Origin of the sequence: Pseudomonas stagnisoli, from assembly GCF_048595745.1 — a bacterium.
GTDB classification, from domain to species: Bacteria; Pseudomonadota; Gammaproteobacteria; order Pseudomonadales; family Pseudomonadaceae; genus Aquipseudomonas; species Aquipseudomonas alcaligenes_A.
Window position 1 is genome coordinate 997,898 of the sequence record NZ_CP184361.1, and the last position, 18,590, is coordinate 1,016,487.

The following is an 18,590-nucleotide window of genomic DNA, read 5'->3' on the forward strand; positions in this document are numbered from 1 at the left end:
ATGGTCACAAGCTTACACCCTAAGCCTGCGGCGATCCGTCGCGGATGCGACCCCGAGTTGCCGAGCTTCGCCGCGCTACAGCCCGAACATCTGCCGCGCCTGGCTCGGCACCAGGCCGGTCCAGCGCTTGAACGAGCGGCGGAAGTTGGTGGTGTCGTTGAACTGCAGGTAGGCGGCGACTTCCTCGTTGCCATAGCCGCGCACCTGGTACAGGTACAGGGCGACGTGCTTGCGCGCCTGGTCCAGCTGTTCCTGGAAATGCGTGCCGTGCTTCTGCAGCTTGCGCTTGAGGGTCGAGGCGCTCATGCCCAGGGCCAGGGCCACACCCTCCAGCTGCAGCTGTTCGCGGATATGCGCCAGCAGGTAGCTGTACAGGCGATCCAGCAGGCCGGCGCGAAAGCCCAGGGCATCGAGCTGCGCCAGGCCCTGCTGCTGCGCGGCGCGCCCGGCGGTGAGCGCCGCGCCGGGCCAGGGCTGGTGCAGGTACTCGCGTGGCAGGCGCATCAGGTCCAGCGGCGCGTCGAAGCGTACCGTCTCGCCCAGGTGTACCCAGTACTGCTCCACGTAGCGCGGCTGGGCGTGGCTGAAGCTGCATTGCCAGGGCAGGGCCTGGCCGGCCAGCCAGCGGCTCATGGCCACCAGCGCGGTGCACGAGGCTTCCAGCAGGAAGCGCCGCTGGGCGCCGATGCCACAGCTGTCCAGCCAGTACAGGTACAGGTACTGCTCGTCAAGCAGCAGGCGCGGGCTGAGCAGCGGGCTGAGCAGGGCGCGCTGGTCGGCGAGCACGTCCAGCGCCTGGCGCAGGTCGGCGGCATGCTGCAGGGCATGGCTGGCCGGGCCGTAGTGTCCCGGCAGCAGGCGCTGGCCGAACAGGAAGCTGCTGTCGTCGGCCTCGAGCAGGCGCCGCGCGTTGTCGATCAGGCAGAGGAACTGCTGCGGACTCAGGCGCGCCTGGCCGCTGAGGATGTCCTCGTGGAACAGGCCGCTGCCGCGCAGCAGGCGGTGGCTGTCGATACCGCGCGACAGGGCCAGGTCGAGCAGCACGGCCGGCTGCCAGTGGCCGGGGATGAAGCGGCTGTCGCATTCGTACCAGTCGGTCGGCAGGGTCATGGCGGCGGCCTCAGGCGCTGTGCGCGTAGGGCGGCTGCTTGGCCTTGGCCAACGCCAGGTTGAGACGTTGCAGCAGGCCATCGGCATCGTCCTGCAAGGCCATCACGGCGGCCGTGCTGGCCTGCAGCTGCAGGCGCTCGCCATGGGCGCGGGCCTTGTACGCCAGGTGCGCCACGGCCAGGCGCAGCTCCTCGGCCAGCAGTTGCGCTTCGCGTGCGCCGGTATTGGGTAACAGCACCACGAAACGATCACCGGCCAGGCGGCAGAGCAGGTCGCGGTGGCGCAGGTTGAGCAGCAGCAGCTGGGTCAGCGCCTGCAGCACGCGGTCGCCCTCGGCGTGGCCATGCAGGCGGTTGATCTGGCTGAAGTCGTCGAGGTCGAGGATCACCAGCGACAACGGCTGCTGCTCGGCGCGCGCCTCGGCCAGGCTCTGCTGCAGTTGCCGGCGCAGGTAGTCGGCGGTGTTCAGCGGGGTCAGCTTGTCGAACAGCAGGTGCTCGCGGAACAGCCGCTCGCGCTTTTCCATCTGCGCGCTGATGGCCAGTTGTTCGCGGTGCCAGTGGTAGATGCCGAGGGTCAGCAGGACCAGGCCGAGCGGCATGGGCGCCGACTCCAGCCAGTGGTCCCAGCTGATGCTATCCGGCAGCAGGATGAACTCGTCGAGGGCGTCCACCCACCAGGAGAGGAACACCAGCCCCAGGCCCAGGGCGAGGAAGTTGGTCACCCGCCCGGCGGGCCGGCTCTTCAGTACCAGGCCGAGCCAGACCAGGCAGAGCAGGGCAGAGCCACCTTCGCCGAGGATGTCCAGCCACACCCAGTCGCCCATCGGCTTGAGGTCGCCGGCGCCCAGGTGCAGCAGCAGGGCGGCATTGGCGGCCAGCAGCAGGGCGGCCAGTTTCAGGCGATGCAGACCGAACAGGGTGGGCATGGTGGGCTCCGCGCAAGAGGTTCGGGCGTCAGCAGAGCAGAGCCATGTGACCGAATGGTTGCAGCGGGGGAGGTCGAATCGGCTCAGGGCAGATGCCGATTATTTTTCCCGGGCCCAGGGTAGGGCGGGTCAAACCCGCGTTGGTGCGGGCTCGCGGGTTTCACCCGGCCTACCAGGAAGGCCTGCGCCTGGGTCATTTCGGCTCAGATCGGCGGGAAAACCCCGGCAAATCGGGCCTGCGCCGAGACCCTGTCACAGAAGCGTCATCCGCGGCTCCTAGCTTGCGCCCCAGGTCGCCGGGCACTGGTCCGGCCGCAACGCTTATCTGGGGAGATCAGCATGTACAAACGCCAACTCAATGCCCGCCGTGCGGGTTTTACCGTCAGCGTCCTGGCGCTGGCCATCGCCGCCACCCCACTGTGGGCGGCCGACGAGCATGTCGAAGTGATCGGCCAGGCCGCCAGCATCGACCAGGCACTCAAGGAGCAGCGGCGTTCCGACAGCGTGCAGAGCACCGTGCACGCCGACGGCGTGGCCCAGCTGCCGGACCAGAACGTCGCCGAGGCCACCCAGCGCCTGCCGGGCGTGAGCGTCGAGCGCGACCAGGGCGAGGGCCGCTTCGTCAGCGTGCGTGGCCTGGGCCCGGACCTCAACAGCGTCAGCGTCAACGGCACCCTGATCCCCTCGCCGGAGGCTGATCGCCGCGCCGTAGCCCTCGACGTGCTGCCGTCCGAGCTGGTGCAGTCGCTGTCGGTGGTCAAGACCCTGACCCCTGACATGGACGCCAACTCGCTCGGCGGCACCATCGAAGTGGAGAGCCTGTCGGCCTTCGACCACAAGGGCCTGTTCTATACCGGCAGCGCCGAGGGCAGCTACGACGACAACACCGAGCAGACCAGCCCGAAATTCTCCGGCGCCATCAGCGACCGTTTCAGCCTCGGCGACGGCACCGACAACTTCGGCGTGGCCGCCGCGCTGAGCTGGCAGCAGCGCGATTTCGGCTCGGACAACGTCGAGACCGGCGGCGACTGGGACTTCGAGGACGGCGCCCGGCTCGAGCAGTTCGAGCAGCGCGACTACGACATCCGCCGCGAGCGCAGCGGCCTGGGCCTGAACTTCGACTACCGCCCGGACGACTTCTCCAGCTACTACCTGCGCACCCTGTACAGCCGCTTCAAGGACACCGAGACGCGCAACGCCGCCGGCGTCGAGTTCGCCGATGCCCAGCAGCCCGGCGAGGCGGGTGATGCCGAGGGCTGGCGCGAGCTGAAGGACCGCGAGGAAACCCAGGAGATCCAGTCCTTCGTACTGGGCGGCGAGCAGCTGGTCGGCCAGTGGACCTTCAACGGCCAGGTCGGCTACAGCCAGTCCAGCGAGGACACGCCCGGGCACATCGGCGGCGCGCTGTTCGAAGGCAACGACGACTTCGCCGATGTCGGTTTCGACAGCACCCGCAAGCCGCGGCTGAACGTCGGCGACGACTTCTACGACCCGGCCAGCTTCAGCCTCAGCGAGGTGGAGTGGGCCGAGGAGAACACCGAAGACACCGAGAAGAACATCAAGCTCGACGCGGCCCGCGACTACGACCTGGCCGGCCACGCCGCCCAGGTCAAGTTCGGTGGCAAGCTCAGCCGCCGCGACAAGAGCAACGACACCGATATCTGGACCTACGAGGACCTCGGCGACTTCGGTTTCAGCGACGAGCAACTGGGCATGGACCAGTTCACCAAGGGCACGGTCGCCTACAGCCTGGACCGCTTCGGCCCCGGATTGTCGGCGGACCGCATCGAAGACCTGATCGGCGGCCTGGACCGCAGCGAGTTCTTCAACGAGGAGGAGTCGCGGGTCAACGACTTCGACATGAGCGAGGACATCAACGCGGCCTACCTGATGCACACCCTCGACATCGACGACCTGCGCATCATCACCGGCCTGCGCTACGAGGGCACCGAGTTCGAGGCCAATGGCACCGGCATCCGCGACGGCGACTACGAGAGCATCGAGGCCAGCAACGACTACCACCACTGGCTGCCGGGCCTGCACGCGCGCTACCAGCTGGACAAGGACACCCAGGTGCGTGCCGCCATCACCCACAGCGTGGTGCGGCCGACCTTCGGCCAGCTGGCGCCAGGCTTCGTCATCGACGGCGACGAGGCCAGCTTCGGCAACCCGGCGCTCGACCCGCTGGAGTCGCGCAACTACGACCTCGGCATCGAGCACTACCTGGGCCGCGCCGGCGTGGTGTCCGCCTTCCTGTTCTACAAGGACATCGAAAACTTCGTCTACAACGCCGACCTGGCCGGCACTGGCGAGTGGGTCGATTTCGCCGAGGCCAACACCTTCGCCAACGGTGACAACGCCGACCTGTGGGGCCTGGAGCTGGCCTACTCGCAGAAGTTCGACTGGCTGCCGGCACCCTGGAACGGCCTGCTGCTGGGCGCCAACGCCACCTTCAGCCGCTCCGACGCCAGCATTAGTGGCTTCGATGCCGACAGCGGACGCGAGCTGTCGCGCGACATCGACCTGCCGTTCCAGTCCGACACCGTCGGCAACCTGATGCTCGGCTGGGAGAACGACAAGCTCAGCCTGCGCCTGTCGGCCAACTACAAGTCCGACTACCTCTACGAAGTGGCCGGCATCGACGACGAGCTGCACGACCTGCACGTGGACGACCAGGTGTTCGTCGACTTCAGCGCCGGCTACTTCCTGACCAAGGAGCTGCAGCTCAAGTTCGAGGCGCAGAACCTCACCGACGAGAGCTACTACGTCTACACCGGGCGTAATGCCTACAACGCCCAGTACGAAGAATACGGCCCGACCTACAAGCTCGGCCTGACCTTTACCCACTTCTGACTCGCGCCTGCTGCGCGTCGGCCATACGGCCGGCTGCACGATATAAGCCCCCTCTCCCGTTTACGGGAGAGGGCGGGGGGAGAGGGCCTGAGTCGCCCCCTCTCCCCAACCCTCTCCCCTAGGGGAGAGGGAGCTGTGTCTGCCAGGCAAGCTTCATCACAAGGATTACCTACGCAATGCATCCATCGTTCCCCCTTTCCCTGCTGTTCGCCGGACTGCTGCTGGCCGGTTGCGACCAGCTGCCTTCCTCGGCTTCGGCCGCAGCGCCGAAGCTGAGCCTGAGCCCTTGGGGTGCCTCCAGCCAGCTCAAGGCCGAGGACCTGCGCTTCGCCGGCGAGCAGCGCCTGGCCGCCAGCGAGCAGCGCGGCCTGCTGCTGCTCGATGCCCAGGGCGCCGAGCTGGCGCGCCTGCCCGGGCGCTTCACCGGCCTCGATAGCCGCGAGCTGGACGGCCAGCTGCTGGTCGCCAGCCTGGACGCCGCCAGCCAGCGCCCGACCCTCGCACTGCTCGACCCGAGTACGCGTCAGTGGGGCCGCAGCCTGGTGCTGCCGGCGCGCGACTACGCGGTGACCGGCCTGTGCCTGTACCGCGACGAGGCGGCCAACCTCTACCTGTTCCTGGTCGGCGAGGAGGGCCGTGGCGAGCAGTGGCTAGTCGGCACCGACCGTTCGCTGCGCGACGAGGCGCTGCGCGTGCGCGGCCTGCCGCTGCCGCCGCAGGCCGAGTTCTGCCAGGTCGACGATGGCGCCAACCAGCTACTGGTGAACGAGGAAGGCGTCGGCCTGTGGGCCTACCCGGCCCATCCGGAGGCCGAGGCCAGCCGCGTGCCGGTTGACATGGTCAAGCCCTTCGGCGGCCTGGAGCAGGGCGTGGGCGCCATGGCCAGCGTGCCGGGTGGTGTGCTGGCGCTGGATGTCGGCGCCGGCAAGCTGCACCTGTACCAGCGCCAGGGCGAGACCTGGCAGGCCGCCGGCAAGGTTGACCTGCCGGGCCTGGAAGAGCCCGAGCGCCTGGCCGTGCGGCCGAGTGCCCAGGGCCTCGACCTGCTGCTGCAGGACGACGGCAGTGGCAGCTTCTACGAGGGCGCGCTGGCCTGGCAGCCGCAGCCGGTGGCCACGGCCGAGGCGCTGGTGAATGTCCCCGCGTTACGCCAGAGCGAACCGGTCGGCCGCCACGGTGACGCCGCCGATGATCCGGCGATCTGGGTCGACCCGGTCAACCCGGCGCGCTCGCGCGTACTCGGCACCAACAAGAAGCAGGGCCTGCTGGTCTACGACCTGGACGGCACGCTGCTGCAGGAACTGCCGGTGGGCCGCCTGAACAACGTCGATGTGCGCGCCAATTTCAGCCTGGGCGGCGAGCGCGTCGACCTGGCCGTGGCCAGCAATCGTGACCGCGACAGCATCGCCGTGTTCGCCATCGACCGCGCTAGCGGCGAGCTGCGCGAGGCCGGCGAGATTCGCACGCCGCTCAAGGAAATCTACGGCATCTGCCTGTTCCAGCCGGCCAGCGGCGAGCTGTACGCCTTCGCCAACGGCAAGGACGGCAGCTTCCTGCAGTACCGCCTGAGCGACAGCGGCGGCGAGGTCGCGGGTGAGCTGGTGCGGCGCTTCGCGGTGGCCAGCCAGCCCGAGGGCTGCGTGGCCGACGACCAGCGCCAGCGCCTGTTCATCGGCGAGGAGGACACCGGCGTGTGGGCGTTGGACGCCCGTGCCGACGGCCCCACCGAGTTGCACGAGGTGATGAAGGTCGGCGGCGCGCTGCACGCCGATGTCGAGGGCCTCGGCCTTTACCAGTCCGCGGAGCGCGACTACCTGGTGGTGTCCAGCCAGGGCAACGACAGCTACCTGCTGCTCGACGCCGAGCCACCCTATGCGCTCAAGGGCGCCTTCCGCGTCGGCCTCAACGGCGACTTGGGTATCGACGGCGCGTCCGAGACCGACGGCCTGGAGGTGACCTCGGCCAACCTTGGCGGGCCCTGGAGCCAGGGCCTGCTGGTGGTGCAGGACGGGCGCAAGCGCATGCCGGAGAGCACGCAGAACTTCAAGCTGGTGCCCTGGGCCGACATCGCCCGCGCCCTCGGCCTGGAATAGCCCTGTCATCAGGCGGTAACCGTCGCGTAATCGAATAGCACCCATTCACCCTCTCCCACTGGGAGAGGGCCGGGGTGAGGGACGTGCAAGCACGACTCGCCCCCATACAAAGGAGGAACCACACCATGCACGCCACCCTGGAACAGATGACCGTCTGGAGCCTGGTCAACGACGCCAGCCTGCTGGTCAAGCTGGTCATGCTGAGCCTGCTCGCCGCTTCGCTGGCCAGCTGGTACCTGATCGTCCAGCGCAGCCTGCTGCTGGGTCGCAGCGAGCGCCTGGCGCGGGATTTCCTGCGCCGCTTCCGCGAGACCGGCGATCTCGCCACTCTGTACCGCGAAGGTGCCGAACGCACTGATGACGACGCTGCGCTGGAGCAGCTGTTTCGTGCCGGCTATGGCGAGTACGCGCAGTTGCGCCGTGATCCACAGGTGGCGCGCGAGACGCTGATCGACGGCGTCGAGCGCAGCCTGCTGGTGGCCATTTCCGAGCAGGAGGCCCGCCTGGAGAAAGGCCTGACGCTGCTCGCCACCATCGGTTCGGTCAGTCCCTACATCGGTCTGTTCGGCACCGTGTGGGGGATCATGAATTCCTTCATCGGCTTGTCGCAGGTGCAGCAGGCGACGCTGTCCACCGTCGCGCCGGGCATCGCCGAGGCGCTGATCGCCACCGCCATCGGTCTGTTCGCCGCCATCCCGGCGGTGGTCGCCTACAACCGCTTCTCCGCCCGCGTGGCGGCCCTGAGCACCCGCCTATATGCCTTCGGTAACGAGCTGCAGGGCCGCCTGCAGCGGCGCCTGCCGGCATCCGGCCTGGCCCAGGCGGCCTGAGGAGCAGGGTGATGCGCAAGCCGCAGTGCAAGCACGGCCCCAAGGCCGAGATGAACGTGGTGCCCTATATCGACGTGATGCTGGTGCTGCTGGTGATCTTCATGGTCACTGCACCCATGCTCACCCAGGGCGTGAAGATCGAGCTACCCAAGGTCGCCGCCGAGGCGCTGCCGACCGACAGCCAGCAGCAGGTGCTGACCCTCTCGGTGCAGGCCGACGGCGGCTACTACTGGAACCTTGGCAGCGAGCTGGACACCGAACACCGCACCGACAGTGCCGTGAGCCTGGAGGAGATGACCAGCAAGGTCGGCGCGCTGATTGCCGCGCGCGGCGACACCCAGGTGTACATCCGCGCCGACGGCCACGCCGACTACGCCACGGTCCTGGCCGGCATGGCTGCGCTGCAGAAGGGCGGGGTGAGCAACCTCGGCCTGATCACCGAGGCACCGCAGTGAGCACGCTGGCCATGTCCCGCCCGTCGTCCTTGGTGTTCGTACCGCTGACCGGCAACGGCTGGCGCAGCTTTGTCGCCGCCGGCGTGGCGGTGGGCCTGCACGCCCTGGTGCTCGCGTTGCTGCTCAGCCACTGGCAGGCCGACACGCCACCCGCACCGCAGGTGCAGACGCTGACCACGCGCCTGGTCACCCTGGCGCCGCCGGCCCCGCCACAGCCCGAGGCCGTGCTGCTGCCCGTGGTGCTGCCCGAGCCCGAGCCGGCCAAGCCGGTAGAGGCACCCAGGCCCGAACCACGCATCGAACAGCAGAAGCTGGAGCAGGCCGCCCTGGCGCGCAAGCGCGTCGAGCAGCAGCGCGAGCGTCAGCGCCTGGAACGCGAACAGGCCGAGCGCCAGCGCATTGAACGCGAGCGCCGTGCGGCCGAGGAACTGGCCCGCCAGCAGGCGCAGCAAGCCCAGGCCCGCGCCGCTGCCGAAGCCGCCGAACGCGCCCGCCAGGCCGAGGCCGCCGCGGCCGCCAGTCGCCAGTACCTGCCGATCGCCAAGGACGCGCCGGATTACCCCGAACGCGCCTTGGACAAGGGTATCGAGGGCGACTGCACGGTGAGCTACCGGGTCAACCCGCAGGGCCGCGTCGAAGACCCGCAGGTGGTGGGTGACTGTCATCCGCTGTTCATACGCCCGTCACTCAACGCCGCTAAAAGCTTCCGCTACCAGCCGCGCCTGGTCGATGGCCGCGCGGTGGCGGTGGAGGGGGTGAGAAACACCTTCCACTACCGCATCGAATGACCCAGAGCGGCCAGCCCACTCCGACCACCCCCTCTCCCTCCGGTAGAGGGCCGGGGTGAGGGTATGGCGACCACCTCAGGCCGTAGCCCGGATGCAATCCGGGAAACCACCACAAAATTCCCAAGAGACCCCTGATGAACGAACACAGCCACTTCCACGCCAGCCTGGAAGCCCACGACGACATCGCCATCAACCCCAGCAGCAACCCGCCGTTGGCCGACCTGATCAACCCGGCCCGGCGCAATGTGCTCAAGGGCGGCCTGACCCTGGCGGCGCTGGGCTTCTTCGGCGGCGGCCTGGCCGCCTGCGCGAAGGCCACTGCCAGCCCGCTGCTGGGCTTCAAGGGCGTGCCGGTGCAGCTCGACCCGCAGTTCGACCGCGTGCTGGTGGCCGAGGGCTATCGCGCCGTGCCGTTCTTCTCCTGGGGCGACCCGGTGGAAGCCGGCGCGCCGGCCTGGAACCCGGACGCCAGTGACGACTGGCAGGCCCAGCTCAAGCAGGCCGGCGACAACCACGACGGCATGAACTTCTTCCCCTTCGCGGGCGAGACGGATCGTGGCCTGCTGGTGATGAATCACGAGTACGTCAACCCGCCGCTGCACCCGTCCGGCAAGATCGACCAGAGCCAGCCGCGCCCGCTGGCCGAGGTACGCAAGGAGCAGGCGGCCCACGGCGTGTCGGTGATCGAAGTGAAGAAGGGCGCCGATGGCCAGTGGCAGCGGGTGATGGACTCGCCCTACAACCGCCGCATCAGCATGCTCACGCCGATGCGCATCGCCGGCCCGCTGGCCGGTCACGCGGTGATGAAGACCGCCAGCGACCCGGCGGGGCTGGAGGTGCTCGGCACCCTCAACAACTGCGCCACCGGCGTCACCCCCTGGGGCACCTTCCTCACTTGCGAGGAGAACTGGCCCAACTACTTCATCAACCGCGACAAGGCCGACTTCGAGGCGCGCGTTTCGCACAGGCGCTACGGCCTGGCCAAGGAAGGCACCAGCAAGAACTACGCGTGGGAGACTGCCGATCCGCGCTTCGACGCCACGCCCTACGCCGACCAGCCCCACGGCGGCCACGTCAACGAGCCGCACCGCTTCGGCTGGGTGGTCGAGATCGACCCCTTCGACCCGCAGGCGCAGCCGATCAAGCGCACCGCCTTCGGCCGCTTCAGCCGCGAGTGCGCGGCGCTGAGCCTGGGCAAGGACGGGCGCATGGCGTTCTACTCCGGCGACGATGCCAAGGGCGAGTACATCTACAAGTTCGTTCCCTCCGGCCGCTTCGATGCCGCCGACCCCAAGGCCGCGCGCAACCTGCTCGATGAGGGCACCCTGTACGTCGCGCGCCTCAATGACGATGGCTCCGGCCAGTGGCTGGCGCTGGTGCACGGGCAGAACGGCCTGACCGCCGAGAACGGCTTCGCCAGCCAGGAAGAGGTGCTGCTCAACGCCCGCGCCGCCGCCGACCGCGCCGGCGCCACGCCGATGGACCGCCCCGAGTGGGCGGCCGTGCACCCCACGACCGGCGAGGTCTACGTGACCCTGACCAACAATGACGGGCGCGGCGACAAACAACCCACCGACAAGGCCAACCCGCGCCCGCACAACCTGCACGGGCAGATCCTGCGCTTCAACGAGCAGGGCGCCGACCCGACCGCCACCGCCTTCGCCTGGGAGCTGTTCCTGCTCGCCGGCGAGGCGCGCGGCGCTAAGGACAAGGACGGCAAGCCGGTGCCGGCCAACCTGACCGGCACCATCAATGGCGACCTGTTCTCCTCGCCGGACGGCCTGGCCTTCGACGCTGCCGGGCGCCTGTGGATCCAGACCGACTACGACGACATCGAGCCGGCCATGCACAACATGGGCTGCAACCAGCTGCTCTGCGCCGATCCCGCCACCCGTGAGGTGCGTCGCTTCCTGGTCGGCCCGCGCGGCTGCGAGATCACCGGCCTGGCCTGGAGCCCGGACGGCAAGGCCATGTGGGCCAATATCCAGCACCCTGGCCTCAGCTTCCCGGCCAGCGACGGCAAAACCCGCCCGCGCTCGACCACGCTGCTGATCACCCGAAATGATGGCGGGGTGATCGGTAGCTGAGGCCACTTCGAGCAGGGCGTGTGCAACTCGCGTGGGCGGCTGCGCGGGCTGCACCCGCCCTACGGATGGGGCTCGGCGCTAGAATGTCGCTCTGTCTTCATGAGGTGCGACATATGAGCGAGCAGTACGGTGTCGGCGACGCGTCCTACCAGGCGGCCGGGGGTATCGAAGGCCTGCGCCGGCTGGTCGAGGATTTCTACCGCTGCATGGACGAGCTGCCCGAGGCGGCCGCCGTGCGCGCCATGCACCCGGCCAGCCTGGAGGTGTCGCGCGACAAGCTGGCCTGCTTCCTCAGCGGCTGGCTCGGTGGCCCCAGGCTGTTCGCCGAGCGCTACGGCTCGATTGCCATCCCCGCGTTCCATGCCCAGTGGCCGATCGACGAGGCCCAGGCCGAGGCATGGCTGACCTGCATGGCCCAGGCCATCGCGCAGCAGGACTACGCGCCGGCCTTCGCCGAGTACCTGCTGACCCAGCTGCGCGTGCCGGCCCGGCGCATCGTCCAGGCCAGCGCCGCGCGGCATGGCTGAGAGCGCAGACATGACTCAGCTGCGCGGCGACCTGATCGATACCCCGCTGGGCTGCATGATCGCCCTGGTGGACGAGCAGGGCGCTCTGCAGCGCCTGGAGTTCCTCGATGAGGTGCCGGGCGAGCCGCTGTACTGGCGGGGTGTGTTGGTGCAGCGCGAGTCGGCCGCCGCGGCCCCGGTAGCCCGGCAGTTGCAGGAATACTTCGCCTGCCGCCGTCGGGTCTTCGACCTGCCGCTGGCGCCCCAGGGCAACGCCTTTCTCCAGGAAGCCTGGCAGCACCTGCGCCAGGTGCCCTATGGCACCACCCTGAGCTATGGCCAGCTGGCCCTGAAGCTCAATCGCCAGACTTCGGCGCGCGCCGTGGGCCGTGCCAATGCGGTCAACCCCATCGCCATCATCGTGCCCTGTCACCGCATCATCGGTGCCGACGGCAAGCTCACCGGCTATGCCGGCGGCCTGCCGCGCAAGCAGGCGCTGCTGGAGCTGGAAGGTGTGCTGGCGCGGCAGTCCGCGCTGTTCTAGGCGAATCTTTACGCTTTTTTAACGCCGGATGCCCAGTCGGTTGGCGAAAATTGACGGCCAGCTATGCTGCGCTGAGCGGTTGCCTGCCGCTCGCCGTATTCGTCAGTCCCAGCGGGTTCCGGGGAGATCCAGGTGAGTTCCAATACTGCAGAGTCGGCCGCCGAGAGCCACGGCCGCACATCATCCTTTGGCCTGCTGGTGGCCGCCGCCGGCGTGGTCTACGGCGACATCGGCACCAGCCCGCTCTACACCCTCAAGGAGGTGTTCGCCGGGCATTACGGCGTGCGAGTCGACGCCGAGGGCGTGCTGGGCATCCTCTCGCTGATCCTCTGGTCGCTGCTCTGGGTGGTGTCGCTGAAGTACGTGCTGTTCATGCTGCGCGCCGACAATGGTGGCGAGGGCGGGGTAATGGCCCTGACCGCCCTGGCCCGCCGCGCCACCGCCGGTTATCCGCGCCTGAGCGCGGTGCTAGTGCTGCTCGGTCTGTTCGGCACGGCGTTGTTCTATGGCGACAGCATGATCACCCCAGCGATATCGGTGCTGTCCGCGGTCGAGGGGCTGGAAGTGGCGTTGCCGGCCCTGGGGCACTGGGTGGTGCCGGTCACCGTGGTGCTGCTGATCGGCCTGTTCGTGATCCAGAAGCACGGTACGGCGCGCATCGGCATTCTGTTCGGGCCGGTGATGGTGCTGTGGTTCGCGGTGCTCGGCGTGCTCGGCATTCAGGGCGTCGTGGTGCGTCCCGAAGTGCTGCAGGCGGTCAACCCGGTGTGGGCGGTGAACTTCTTCATCAGCCATCCGGGCATCGGCATCACCATTCTCGGGGCTGTGGTGCTGGCGCTGACCGGTGCCGAGGCGCTGTATGCCGACATGGGGCATTTCGGCCGCAAGCCGATCGCCCGCGCCTGGTTCGCCCTGGTGCTGCCGGGGCTGGTGCTCAACTACTTCGGCCAGGGCGCGCTGCTGCTGGAAAACCCCGAGGCGGCACGCAACCCCTTCTATCTACTGGCGCCGTCCTGGGCGCTGCTGCCGATGATCGGCCTCGCCACCCTGGCCACCATCATCGCTTCGCAGGCCGTGATTTCCGGCGCCTTCTCGCTCAGCCAGCAGGCCATCCAGCTCGGCTACATCCCGCGCATGCAGGTACAGCACACCTCCAGCGCGGCCCAGGGGCAGATCTACATTGGCGTTGTCAACTGGGCGCTGATGGTCGCCGTGGTGCTGCTGGTGATCGGTTTCGGCTCGTCCGGCGCCCTGGCTTCCGCCTATGGCGTGGCGGTGACCACCACCATGCTGATCGATACCCTGCTGGTGGCTGCCGTGGCTCTGCTGCTGTGGCGCGCGCCGCTGTGGCTGGCGCTGCCGCTGCTGCTTGGTTTCCTGGTGGTGGACGGGCTGTTCTTTGCCGCCAACGTGCCGAAGATCTTCCAGGGCGGCGCCTTTCCGGTGGTGGCCGGGGTGGCGCTGTTCGTCCTGATGACCACCTGGAAGCGCGGCAAACAGATGCTGTTCGCCCGGCTGGACGAGACGGCACTGCCACTGCAGGCCTTCCTCGACAGCATCCGCATCCAGCCGCCGCATCGGGTCGATGGCACCGCCATCTTCCTCAGCGCCCGCCCGGACGCCGTGCCCCATGCCCTGCTGCACAACCTGCTGCATAACCAGGTGCTGCACCAGCAGGTGGTGTTGCTCACGGTGGTGGGTGAGGACTGCCCGCGGGTCGAGGCGGGGCAGCGCATCGAGGTCACGCGGTATGGCGATGGCTTCTTCCGTGTGCTGCTGCACTTCGGTTTCATGGAGGAGCCCAACGTACCGGAGGCCTTGCGTCTGTGCCGGGTCGAAGGGCTGAACGTCGAGCCGATGCGCACCACCTACTTCCTCAGCCGCGAGACGGTGATCCCGACCAAGCGTTTCGGCATGGCGCCCTGGCGCGAGCGCCTGTTCGTGGTGCTGCAGAAGAACGCCAACAGCAGCATGAGTTACTTCCATTTGCCGGTGAACCGGGTGATAGAGCTGGGTACCCAGGTGGAGATCTAACCCGGACGGCGCATCTGCGGTCCAAGTAGAATCGCGCCGAGAACAGTTTTCCGGGACAACCGCGTGGATCTACAGCAGGGCTTCGTCCTGACCCGCCACTGGCGCGACACCGCCGCCGGCAGCGAGGTGGAATTCTGGCTGGCCACGGATGCCGGCCCGCGTCGCCTGCGTCTGGCGCCGCAGCCGGCGGTGGCCTTCGTGCCGCTGCAGCAACGCGCGCAGGCGCAAGCGCTGCTGCAGGGCGAGCGCGGTGTGGAATTGCGCGAGCTGGGCCTGCGCGACTTCCATCAGCGCCCGGTGCTCGGCCTGTACTGCGCCTCCTACCGCCAGCTGCTGAAACTGGAAAAGCGTCTGCGCGAGACCGGCGTGGAGGTCTACGAGGCCGACATCCGGCCGCCCGAACGCTACCTGATGGAGCGCTTCATCACCGCGCCGGTGCTGTTTGCCGGCACGCCGGATGCCGAGGGCGTGCTGTGCAACGGCCTGCTCAAGCCGGCGCCGGACTACCGCCCGCAGCTGCGCCTGGCCTCGCTGGACATCGAGACCAGCGAGCGCGGCGAGCTGTATTCCATCGCCGTGGAAGGTTGCGGCCAGCGCCAGGTGTACATGCTCGGCGAGGGCGCGGCGGTGGACGACTTCGACCTGACCTACTGCGCCAGCCGCGCCGAGCTGCTGCAGCAGCTGAATGACTGGCTGGCCGCGCATGACCCGGACGCCATCATCGGCTGGAACCTGGTGCAGTTCGACCTGCGCGTACTGCTGGCCCACTCCCGCGAGCTCAAGGTGCCGCTGCGCCTCGGCCGCGACGGCGGCGAGCTGCACTGGCGCGAGCATCGCAGCCACAACCACTACTTCGCCGAGGCGGCCGGGCGGCTGATCATCGACGGTATCGAGGCGCTGCGCTCGGCGACCTGGAACTTTCCCTCGTTCAGCCTGGAAAACGTTGCCCAGACCCTGCTCGGCGAGGGCAAGGCGATCGACACGCCCTACGAGCGGATGGACGAGATCAACCGCATGTTCGCCGAGGACAAGCCGGCCCTGGCCCGCTACAACCTCAAGGACTGCGAGCTGGTCACGCGCATCTTCACCCACACCCGGCTGATCGACTTCCTCCTCGAACGCGCCGCCGTCACCGGCCTGCAGGCCGACCGCAGCGGTGGCTCGGTGGCCGCCTTCACCCACCTGTATCTACCGCCGATGCACCGCCTGGGCTTCGTCGCGCCCAACCTGGGCGACATGCAGGGCGACAGCAGCCCCGGCGGCTTCGTCATGGATTCGCGCCCCGGCCTTTACGAATCGGTGCTGGTGCTGGACTACAAGAGCCTGTACCCCTCGATCATCCGCACCTTCCTGATCGACCCGGTCGGGCTGATCGAAGGCCTGCGCGAGCCCGACGATGCGCACTCGGTGGCCGGTTTCCGTGGCGCGCGCTTCTCGCGTACGCGGCATGCCCTGCCGGCCATGGTCGAGCGCGTCTGGCAGGGCCGCGAGGCGGCCAAGCGCGCCGGCAACGCGGCGCTGTCGCAGGCGCTGAAGATCATCATGAATTCCTTCTACGGCGTGCTCGGCTCCAGCGGCTGCCGCTTCTTCGACCCGCGCCTGGCCTCGTCCATCACCCTGCGCGGGCACGAGATCATGCGCCGCACCCGCGAGCTGATCGAGGCCGAGGGCTACCAGGTGATCTATGGCGACACCGACTCCACCTTCGTCTGGCTCGGCCGTGCGCACGAGAACGAGGCGGCGACGGCCATCGGCCGGGCGCTGGTCGAGCGGGTCAACCAGTGGTGGCGCGAGCACCTGCAGGCCGAGATGGGGCTGACCAGCGCCCTGGAGCTGCAGTTCGAGACCCATTACCTGCGCTTTCTGATGCCCACGGTGCGGGGTGCCGAGGAGGGCAGCAAGAAGCGCTACGCCGGCCTGGTCAGGCGTGCCGACGGGCGTGACGAGATGGTGTTCAAGGGCCTGGAAACGGTGCGGACCGACTGGTCGCCGCTGGCCCAGCAGTTCCAGCAGGAGCTGTACCGCCTGATCTTCGCGCGCCAGCCGCACCGCGACTACGTGCGTGACTACGTGCAGCGCACCCTGGATGGCGAGCTGGACGAGTTGCTGGTGTACCGCAAGCGGCTCAAGCGCAACCTCACCGACTACCCGCGTAATGTGCCGCCGCATGTGCGCGCCGCGCGCCTGGCCGACGAACACAACGACCGCCTCGGTCGCCCCCGGCAGTACCGGCGCGGCGCCTGGATCGGCTACCTGATCACCGTCGCCGGCCCCGAGCCGCTGGAGACCCGGCGCTCGGCCATCGACTACGACCACTACATCCAGCGCCAGCTGCGGCCGGTGGCGGACGCCATCCTACCCTTCGTGGGTGACGACTTCGCTGCGCTGATCGAGCGCCAGCTCGGACTGTTCTAAGGCCGGTGCCAGGCACGCACGATCACGCCCCTGCGTCTTGGCCTGATAGAGCGCCTCGTCGGCGCGCTGCAGCAGGTCGTTGACGCTGTCCCCGGCGCCGAGCTGGGCAACCCCCGCACTCAGCGTGCACGGCTTGCCGGTAGCCAGCGGCAGGCTCCGCGCCTGCGCCAGGATGCGCTCGGCCAGTTGCAGCGCCTGCTCGCCACGGGTTTCCGGGCAGATCAGCAGGAACTCCTCGCCACCCCAGCGCCCCAGGCAGTCGCCCTGGCGCACGGCGCGCGCCAGCAGCGCGGCGATGTCGCACAGCACCTGGTCGCCGACCAGATGGCCATGCTGATCGTTCACCACCTTGAAGTGGTCGATGTCGAACAGCACCACCGCCAGCGGCCGATGATGGCGGCGCGCGGTTTCAACGGTGCCCTGGCTGAACCGATTGAGCTGCTTGCGGTTGGCCAGGCCGGTCAGCGCGTCCGTGACCGCCTGGCGCGCCAGCTTGCGGTTCGCCCGGCGCAGGCGCACCACCCAGAACAGGTTGCTGGCCAGGATCAGCACGAACACAGCGACCACCTGCAGCAGCAGGCGATAGTCGACCGGCGTCTCCACCCGCACCGCCACGTAGCGATTGACGATGGCGTTGACCTCGTCCGGGGTGAGCGTGGCGATGGCCTGATCGAGGATGTCGCGCAGCATCGGCTCCGAGCGCAGCACGCCGATGCGGAACAGGTTGTCCAGTTCCGGCACCTGGCCGGCGATCTTCAGGTTGAACCAGCCCTCGTTCTTGATGGTGTCGGCGGCCATCACCAGCGAGCGCAGGGTGAACTCGGCCTGGCGCTCGTTGACCAGGCGCAAGGCCTCCGCCTCGCTGCCGACGATCACGAACTGCAAGCCGGGATAGAGGCGGCGCAACTTTTCCTCGACCGAGGTACCCGAGGGCAGGGCGATACGGGCACCGACGAAGTCGCCCAGGCTGGCGACGCTGGGGTGCTCCTCGCGGCTGATCAGCACATTGGCGTCGGTGAAGTAGGGCTGGGTGAACAGCAGCCAGGCGTCGCGGTCCGGGCTCTGGTTGAGAAAGCCGAGCAACTGGCACTCGCCAGCCTTGGAAGCGGCCAGCGAGGCATCCCAGTCCGGCGTGACGTGGATACGCAGCGTCAGCCCGGCGCGGCTGGCCAGCAGGCGCAGCAGGTCGGCGGCGATGCCCTCATGCTCGCCCCGGGCATTGAGGCGCTCGAACGGCGCCCAGTCCGGGTCGACACACATACTGATTTCGGGGTGGGCGCGCACATAGGCCTGCTGCTCCGGTGACAGCGCCACATCACCCCAGGCGTGGGCGCAGAGCAGGCCCAACATCAACAACAGATACCGCACGAACCGTCTCCCGGTCGATCTGCAAAAACGTCCGGGCTGACCGGTACGCGCAGAGCATACCGCTGCTACCGGCGCTCTGCAGCCTGTGCTGATACAGGGCTGTCCGGGCGCGCTTCAGCCGTGCGGCCTGGCCGCGAGGCCGGTTCCTGCGCGTTCACTGAGCTTCACGCCCTGCGGGCGGCAGCGGAAGCATTTGCATTGATTGACGGGTTGCCGATAGGTACGGCAGATGATGGGTGTACTCATGATGAATGCTCATGTCGGGCGCGCCGACGTTGTGTCTAGGCGCGCATGCGTTATGACCGGTAAGCCAGGCATGCGTTCGCAAGCTGGTTCAGCGGCGGCTAGTTGTCTCGACAGGAGGTGACGCCAGTAGGGACGATTGAGATCAAGCAGAACAGCTGCACGAACCTTGTCGAACAAGGCACTGCAGGGGAGGGGCGGCTTGCATCAATGCTGCACAGTGCATCTGCTCCTGATCTCAGGGGGGCAGAGCGTGTGCTCAAGTGGAGTGGTGTTCCAGATACATGCCAGGTCCGGGAAGGACTGCATTGCCGCATGGCTCAGGATGGCCGTTGC

The 18,590-nt window shown here is 68.3% G+C and carries 13 protein-coding genes; 10 read left to right on the forward strand and 3 right to left on the reverse strand.

What is annotated here, in order from left to right; genetic code table 11:
* Nucleotides 1-75: 75 nt before the first annotated feature.
* Together ACOAPY_RS04765 and ACOAPY_RS04770 are read right to left on the reverse strand one after the other, a co-directional pair.
* Nucleotides 76-1,110 carry an AraC family transcriptional regulator ligand-binding domain-containing protein gene (locus ACOAPY_RS04765; protein WP_465155309.1) on the reverse strand — a complete coding sequence of 345 codons (1,035 nt, stop codon included), beginning with the start codon at nucleotides 1,108-1,110 and terminating at the stop codon, nucleotides 76-78.
* 10 nt (nucleotides 1,111-1,120) lie between these two features.
* Nucleotides 1,121-2,038: a GGDEF domain-containing protein gene (locus ACOAPY_RS04770; protein ID WP_465155311.1), complete on the reverse strand. Its 918-nt coding sequence runs from the start codon at nucleotides 2,036-2,038 to the stop codon at nucleotides 1,121-1,123.
* 339 nt (nucleotides 2,039-2,377) lie between these two features.
* Here ACOAPY_RS04770 and ACOAPY_RS04775 point away from each other — a divergent pair, with 339 nt between their 5' ends.
* The 10 genes from ACOAPY_RS04775 to ACOAPY_RS04820 all read left to right on the forward strand — a co-directional run bounded on the left by ACOAPY_RS04775 (nucleotide 2,378) and on the right by ACOAPY_RS04820 (nucleotide 16,643).
* The gene (locus ACOAPY_RS04775) at nucleotides 2,378-4,891 is read left to right on the forward strand and encodes a TonB-dependent receptor (protein ID WP_465155313.1); all 2,514 of its coding nucleotides are present in this window, start codon (nucleotides 2,378-2,380) and stop codon (nucleotides 4,889-4,891) included.
* 176 nt (nucleotides 4,892-5,067) lie between these two features.
* Nucleotides 5,068-6,984: a phytase gene (locus ACOAPY_RS04780; RefSeq protein ID WP_465155315.1), complete on the forward strand. Its 1,917-nt coding sequence runs from the start codon at nucleotides 5,068-5,070 to the stop codon at nucleotides 6,982-6,984.
* A 125-nt stretch (nucleotides 6,985-7,109) separates the two neighbouring features.
* On the forward strand, nucleotides 7,110-7,814 hold the full coding sequence (tolQ, locus tag ACOAPY_RS04785) for a protein TolQ (RefSeq protein ID WP_061905307.1): 705 nt from the start codon (nucleotides 7,110-7,112) through the stop codon (nucleotides 7,812-7,814).
* Nucleotides 7,815-7,825: 11 nt separating this feature from the next.
* On the forward strand, nucleotides 7,826-8,269 hold the full coding sequence (gene tolR, locus ACOAPY_RS04790) for a protein TolR (RefSeq protein WP_076427069.1): 444 nt from the start codon (nucleotides 7,826-7,828) through the stop codon (nucleotides 8,267-8,269).
* Nucleotides 8,266-9,057, forward strand: coding sequence for an energy transducer TonB (locus ACOAPY_RS04795; protein WP_465155317.1), 792 nt, complete (start codon nucleotides 8,266-8,268; stop codon nucleotides 9,055-9,057). Before tolR ends, ACOAPY_RS04795 begins: the two co-directional genes overlap by 4 nt.
* A gap of 134 nt (nucleotides 9,058-9,191) precedes the next feature.
* Nucleotides 9,192-11,144 carry a PhoX family protein gene (locus ACOAPY_RS04800; RefSeq protein ID WP_465155319.1) on the forward strand — a complete coding sequence of 651 codons (1,953 nt, stop codon included), beginning with the start codon at nucleotides 9,192-9,194 and terminating at the stop codon, nucleotides 11,142-11,144.
* 113 nt (nucleotides 11,145-11,257) lie between these two features.
* The gene (locus tag ACOAPY_RS04805; protein WP_465155321.1) at nucleotides 11,258-11,671 is read left to right on the forward strand and encodes a group II truncated hemoglobin; all 414 of its coding nucleotides are present in this window, start codon (nucleotides 11,258-11,260) and stop codon (nucleotides 11,669-11,671) included.
* Between the two features lie 10 nt (nucleotides 11,672-11,681).
* Nucleotides 11,682-12,194 carry a methylated-DNA--[protein]-cysteine S-methyltransferase gene (locus ACOAPY_RS04810; RefSeq protein ID WP_465155323.1) on the forward strand — a complete coding sequence of 171 codons (513 nt, stop codon included), beginning with the start codon at nucleotides 11,682-11,684 and terminating at the stop codon, nucleotides 12,192-12,194.
* Between the two features lie 132 nt (nucleotides 12,195-12,326).
* A complete protein-coding gene (locus ACOAPY_RS04815; protein ID WP_465155326.1) occupies nucleotides 12,327-14,228 on the forward strand; it encodes a potassium transporter Kup in 1,902 nt (633 codons plus the stop codon).
* Between the two features lie 63 nt (nucleotides 14,229-14,291).
* Complete coding sequence (locus ACOAPY_RS04820) at nucleotides 14,292-16,643, forward strand: DNA polymerase II (protein ID WP_465155328.1); 2,352 nt, start codon at nucleotides 14,292-14,294, stop codon at nucleotides 16,641-16,643.
* On the opposite strand, the gene ACOAPY_RS04825 is transcribed toward ACOAPY_RS04820, so the two are convergent.
* On the reverse strand, nucleotides 16,584-17,993 hold the full coding sequence (locus tag ACOAPY_RS04825) for a diguanylate cyclase (protein ID WP_465156720.1): 1,410 nt from the start codon (nucleotides 17,991-17,993) through the stop codon (nucleotides 16,584-16,586). The genes ACOAPY_RS04820 and ACOAPY_RS04825 overlap by 60 nt on opposite strands.
* Nucleotides 17,994-18,590 lie beyond the last annotated feature (597 nt).

Coding starts and splice junctions, on each gene's coding strand:
- ACOAPY_RS04765 (WP_465155309.1), bottom strand. CDS start 1,110: ATGACCCTGCCGACCGACTGGTACGAATGCGACAGCCGCTTCATCCCC.
- ACOAPY_RS04770 (WP_465155311.1), bottom strand. CDS start 2,038: ATGCCCACCCTGTTCGGTCTGCATCGCCTGAAACTGGCCGCCCTGCTG.
- ACOAPY_RS04775 (WP_465155313.1), top strand. CDS start 2,378: ATGTACAAACGCCAACTCAATGCCCGCCGTGCGGGTTTTACCGTCAGC.
- ACOAPY_RS04780 (WP_465155315.1), top strand. CDS start 5,068: ATGCATCCATCGTTCCCCCTTTCCCTGCTGTTCGCCGGACTGCTGCTG.
- tolQ (WP_061905307.1), top strand. CDS start 7,110: ATGCACGCCACCCTGGAACAGATGACCGTCTGGAGCCTGGTCAACGAC.
- tolR (WP_076427069.1), top strand. CDS start 7,826: ATGCGCAAGCCGCAGTGCAAGCACGGCCCCAAGGCCGAGATGAACGTG.
- ACOAPY_RS04800 (WP_465155319.1), top strand. CDS start 9,192: ATGAACGAACACAGCCACTTCCACGCCAGCCTGGAAGCCCACGACGAC.
- ACOAPY_RS04805 (WP_465155321.1), top strand. CDS start 11,258: ATGAGCGAGCAGTACGGTGTCGGCGACGCGTCCTACCAGGCGGCCGGG.
- ACOAPY_RS04810 (WP_465155323.1), top strand. CDS start 11,682: ATGACTCAGCTGCGCGGCGACCTGATCGATACCCCGCTGGGCTGCATG.
- ACOAPY_RS04825 (WP_465156720.1), bottom strand. CDS start 17,993: ATGTTGGGCCTGCTCTGCGCCCACGCCTGGGGTGATGTGGCGCTGTCA.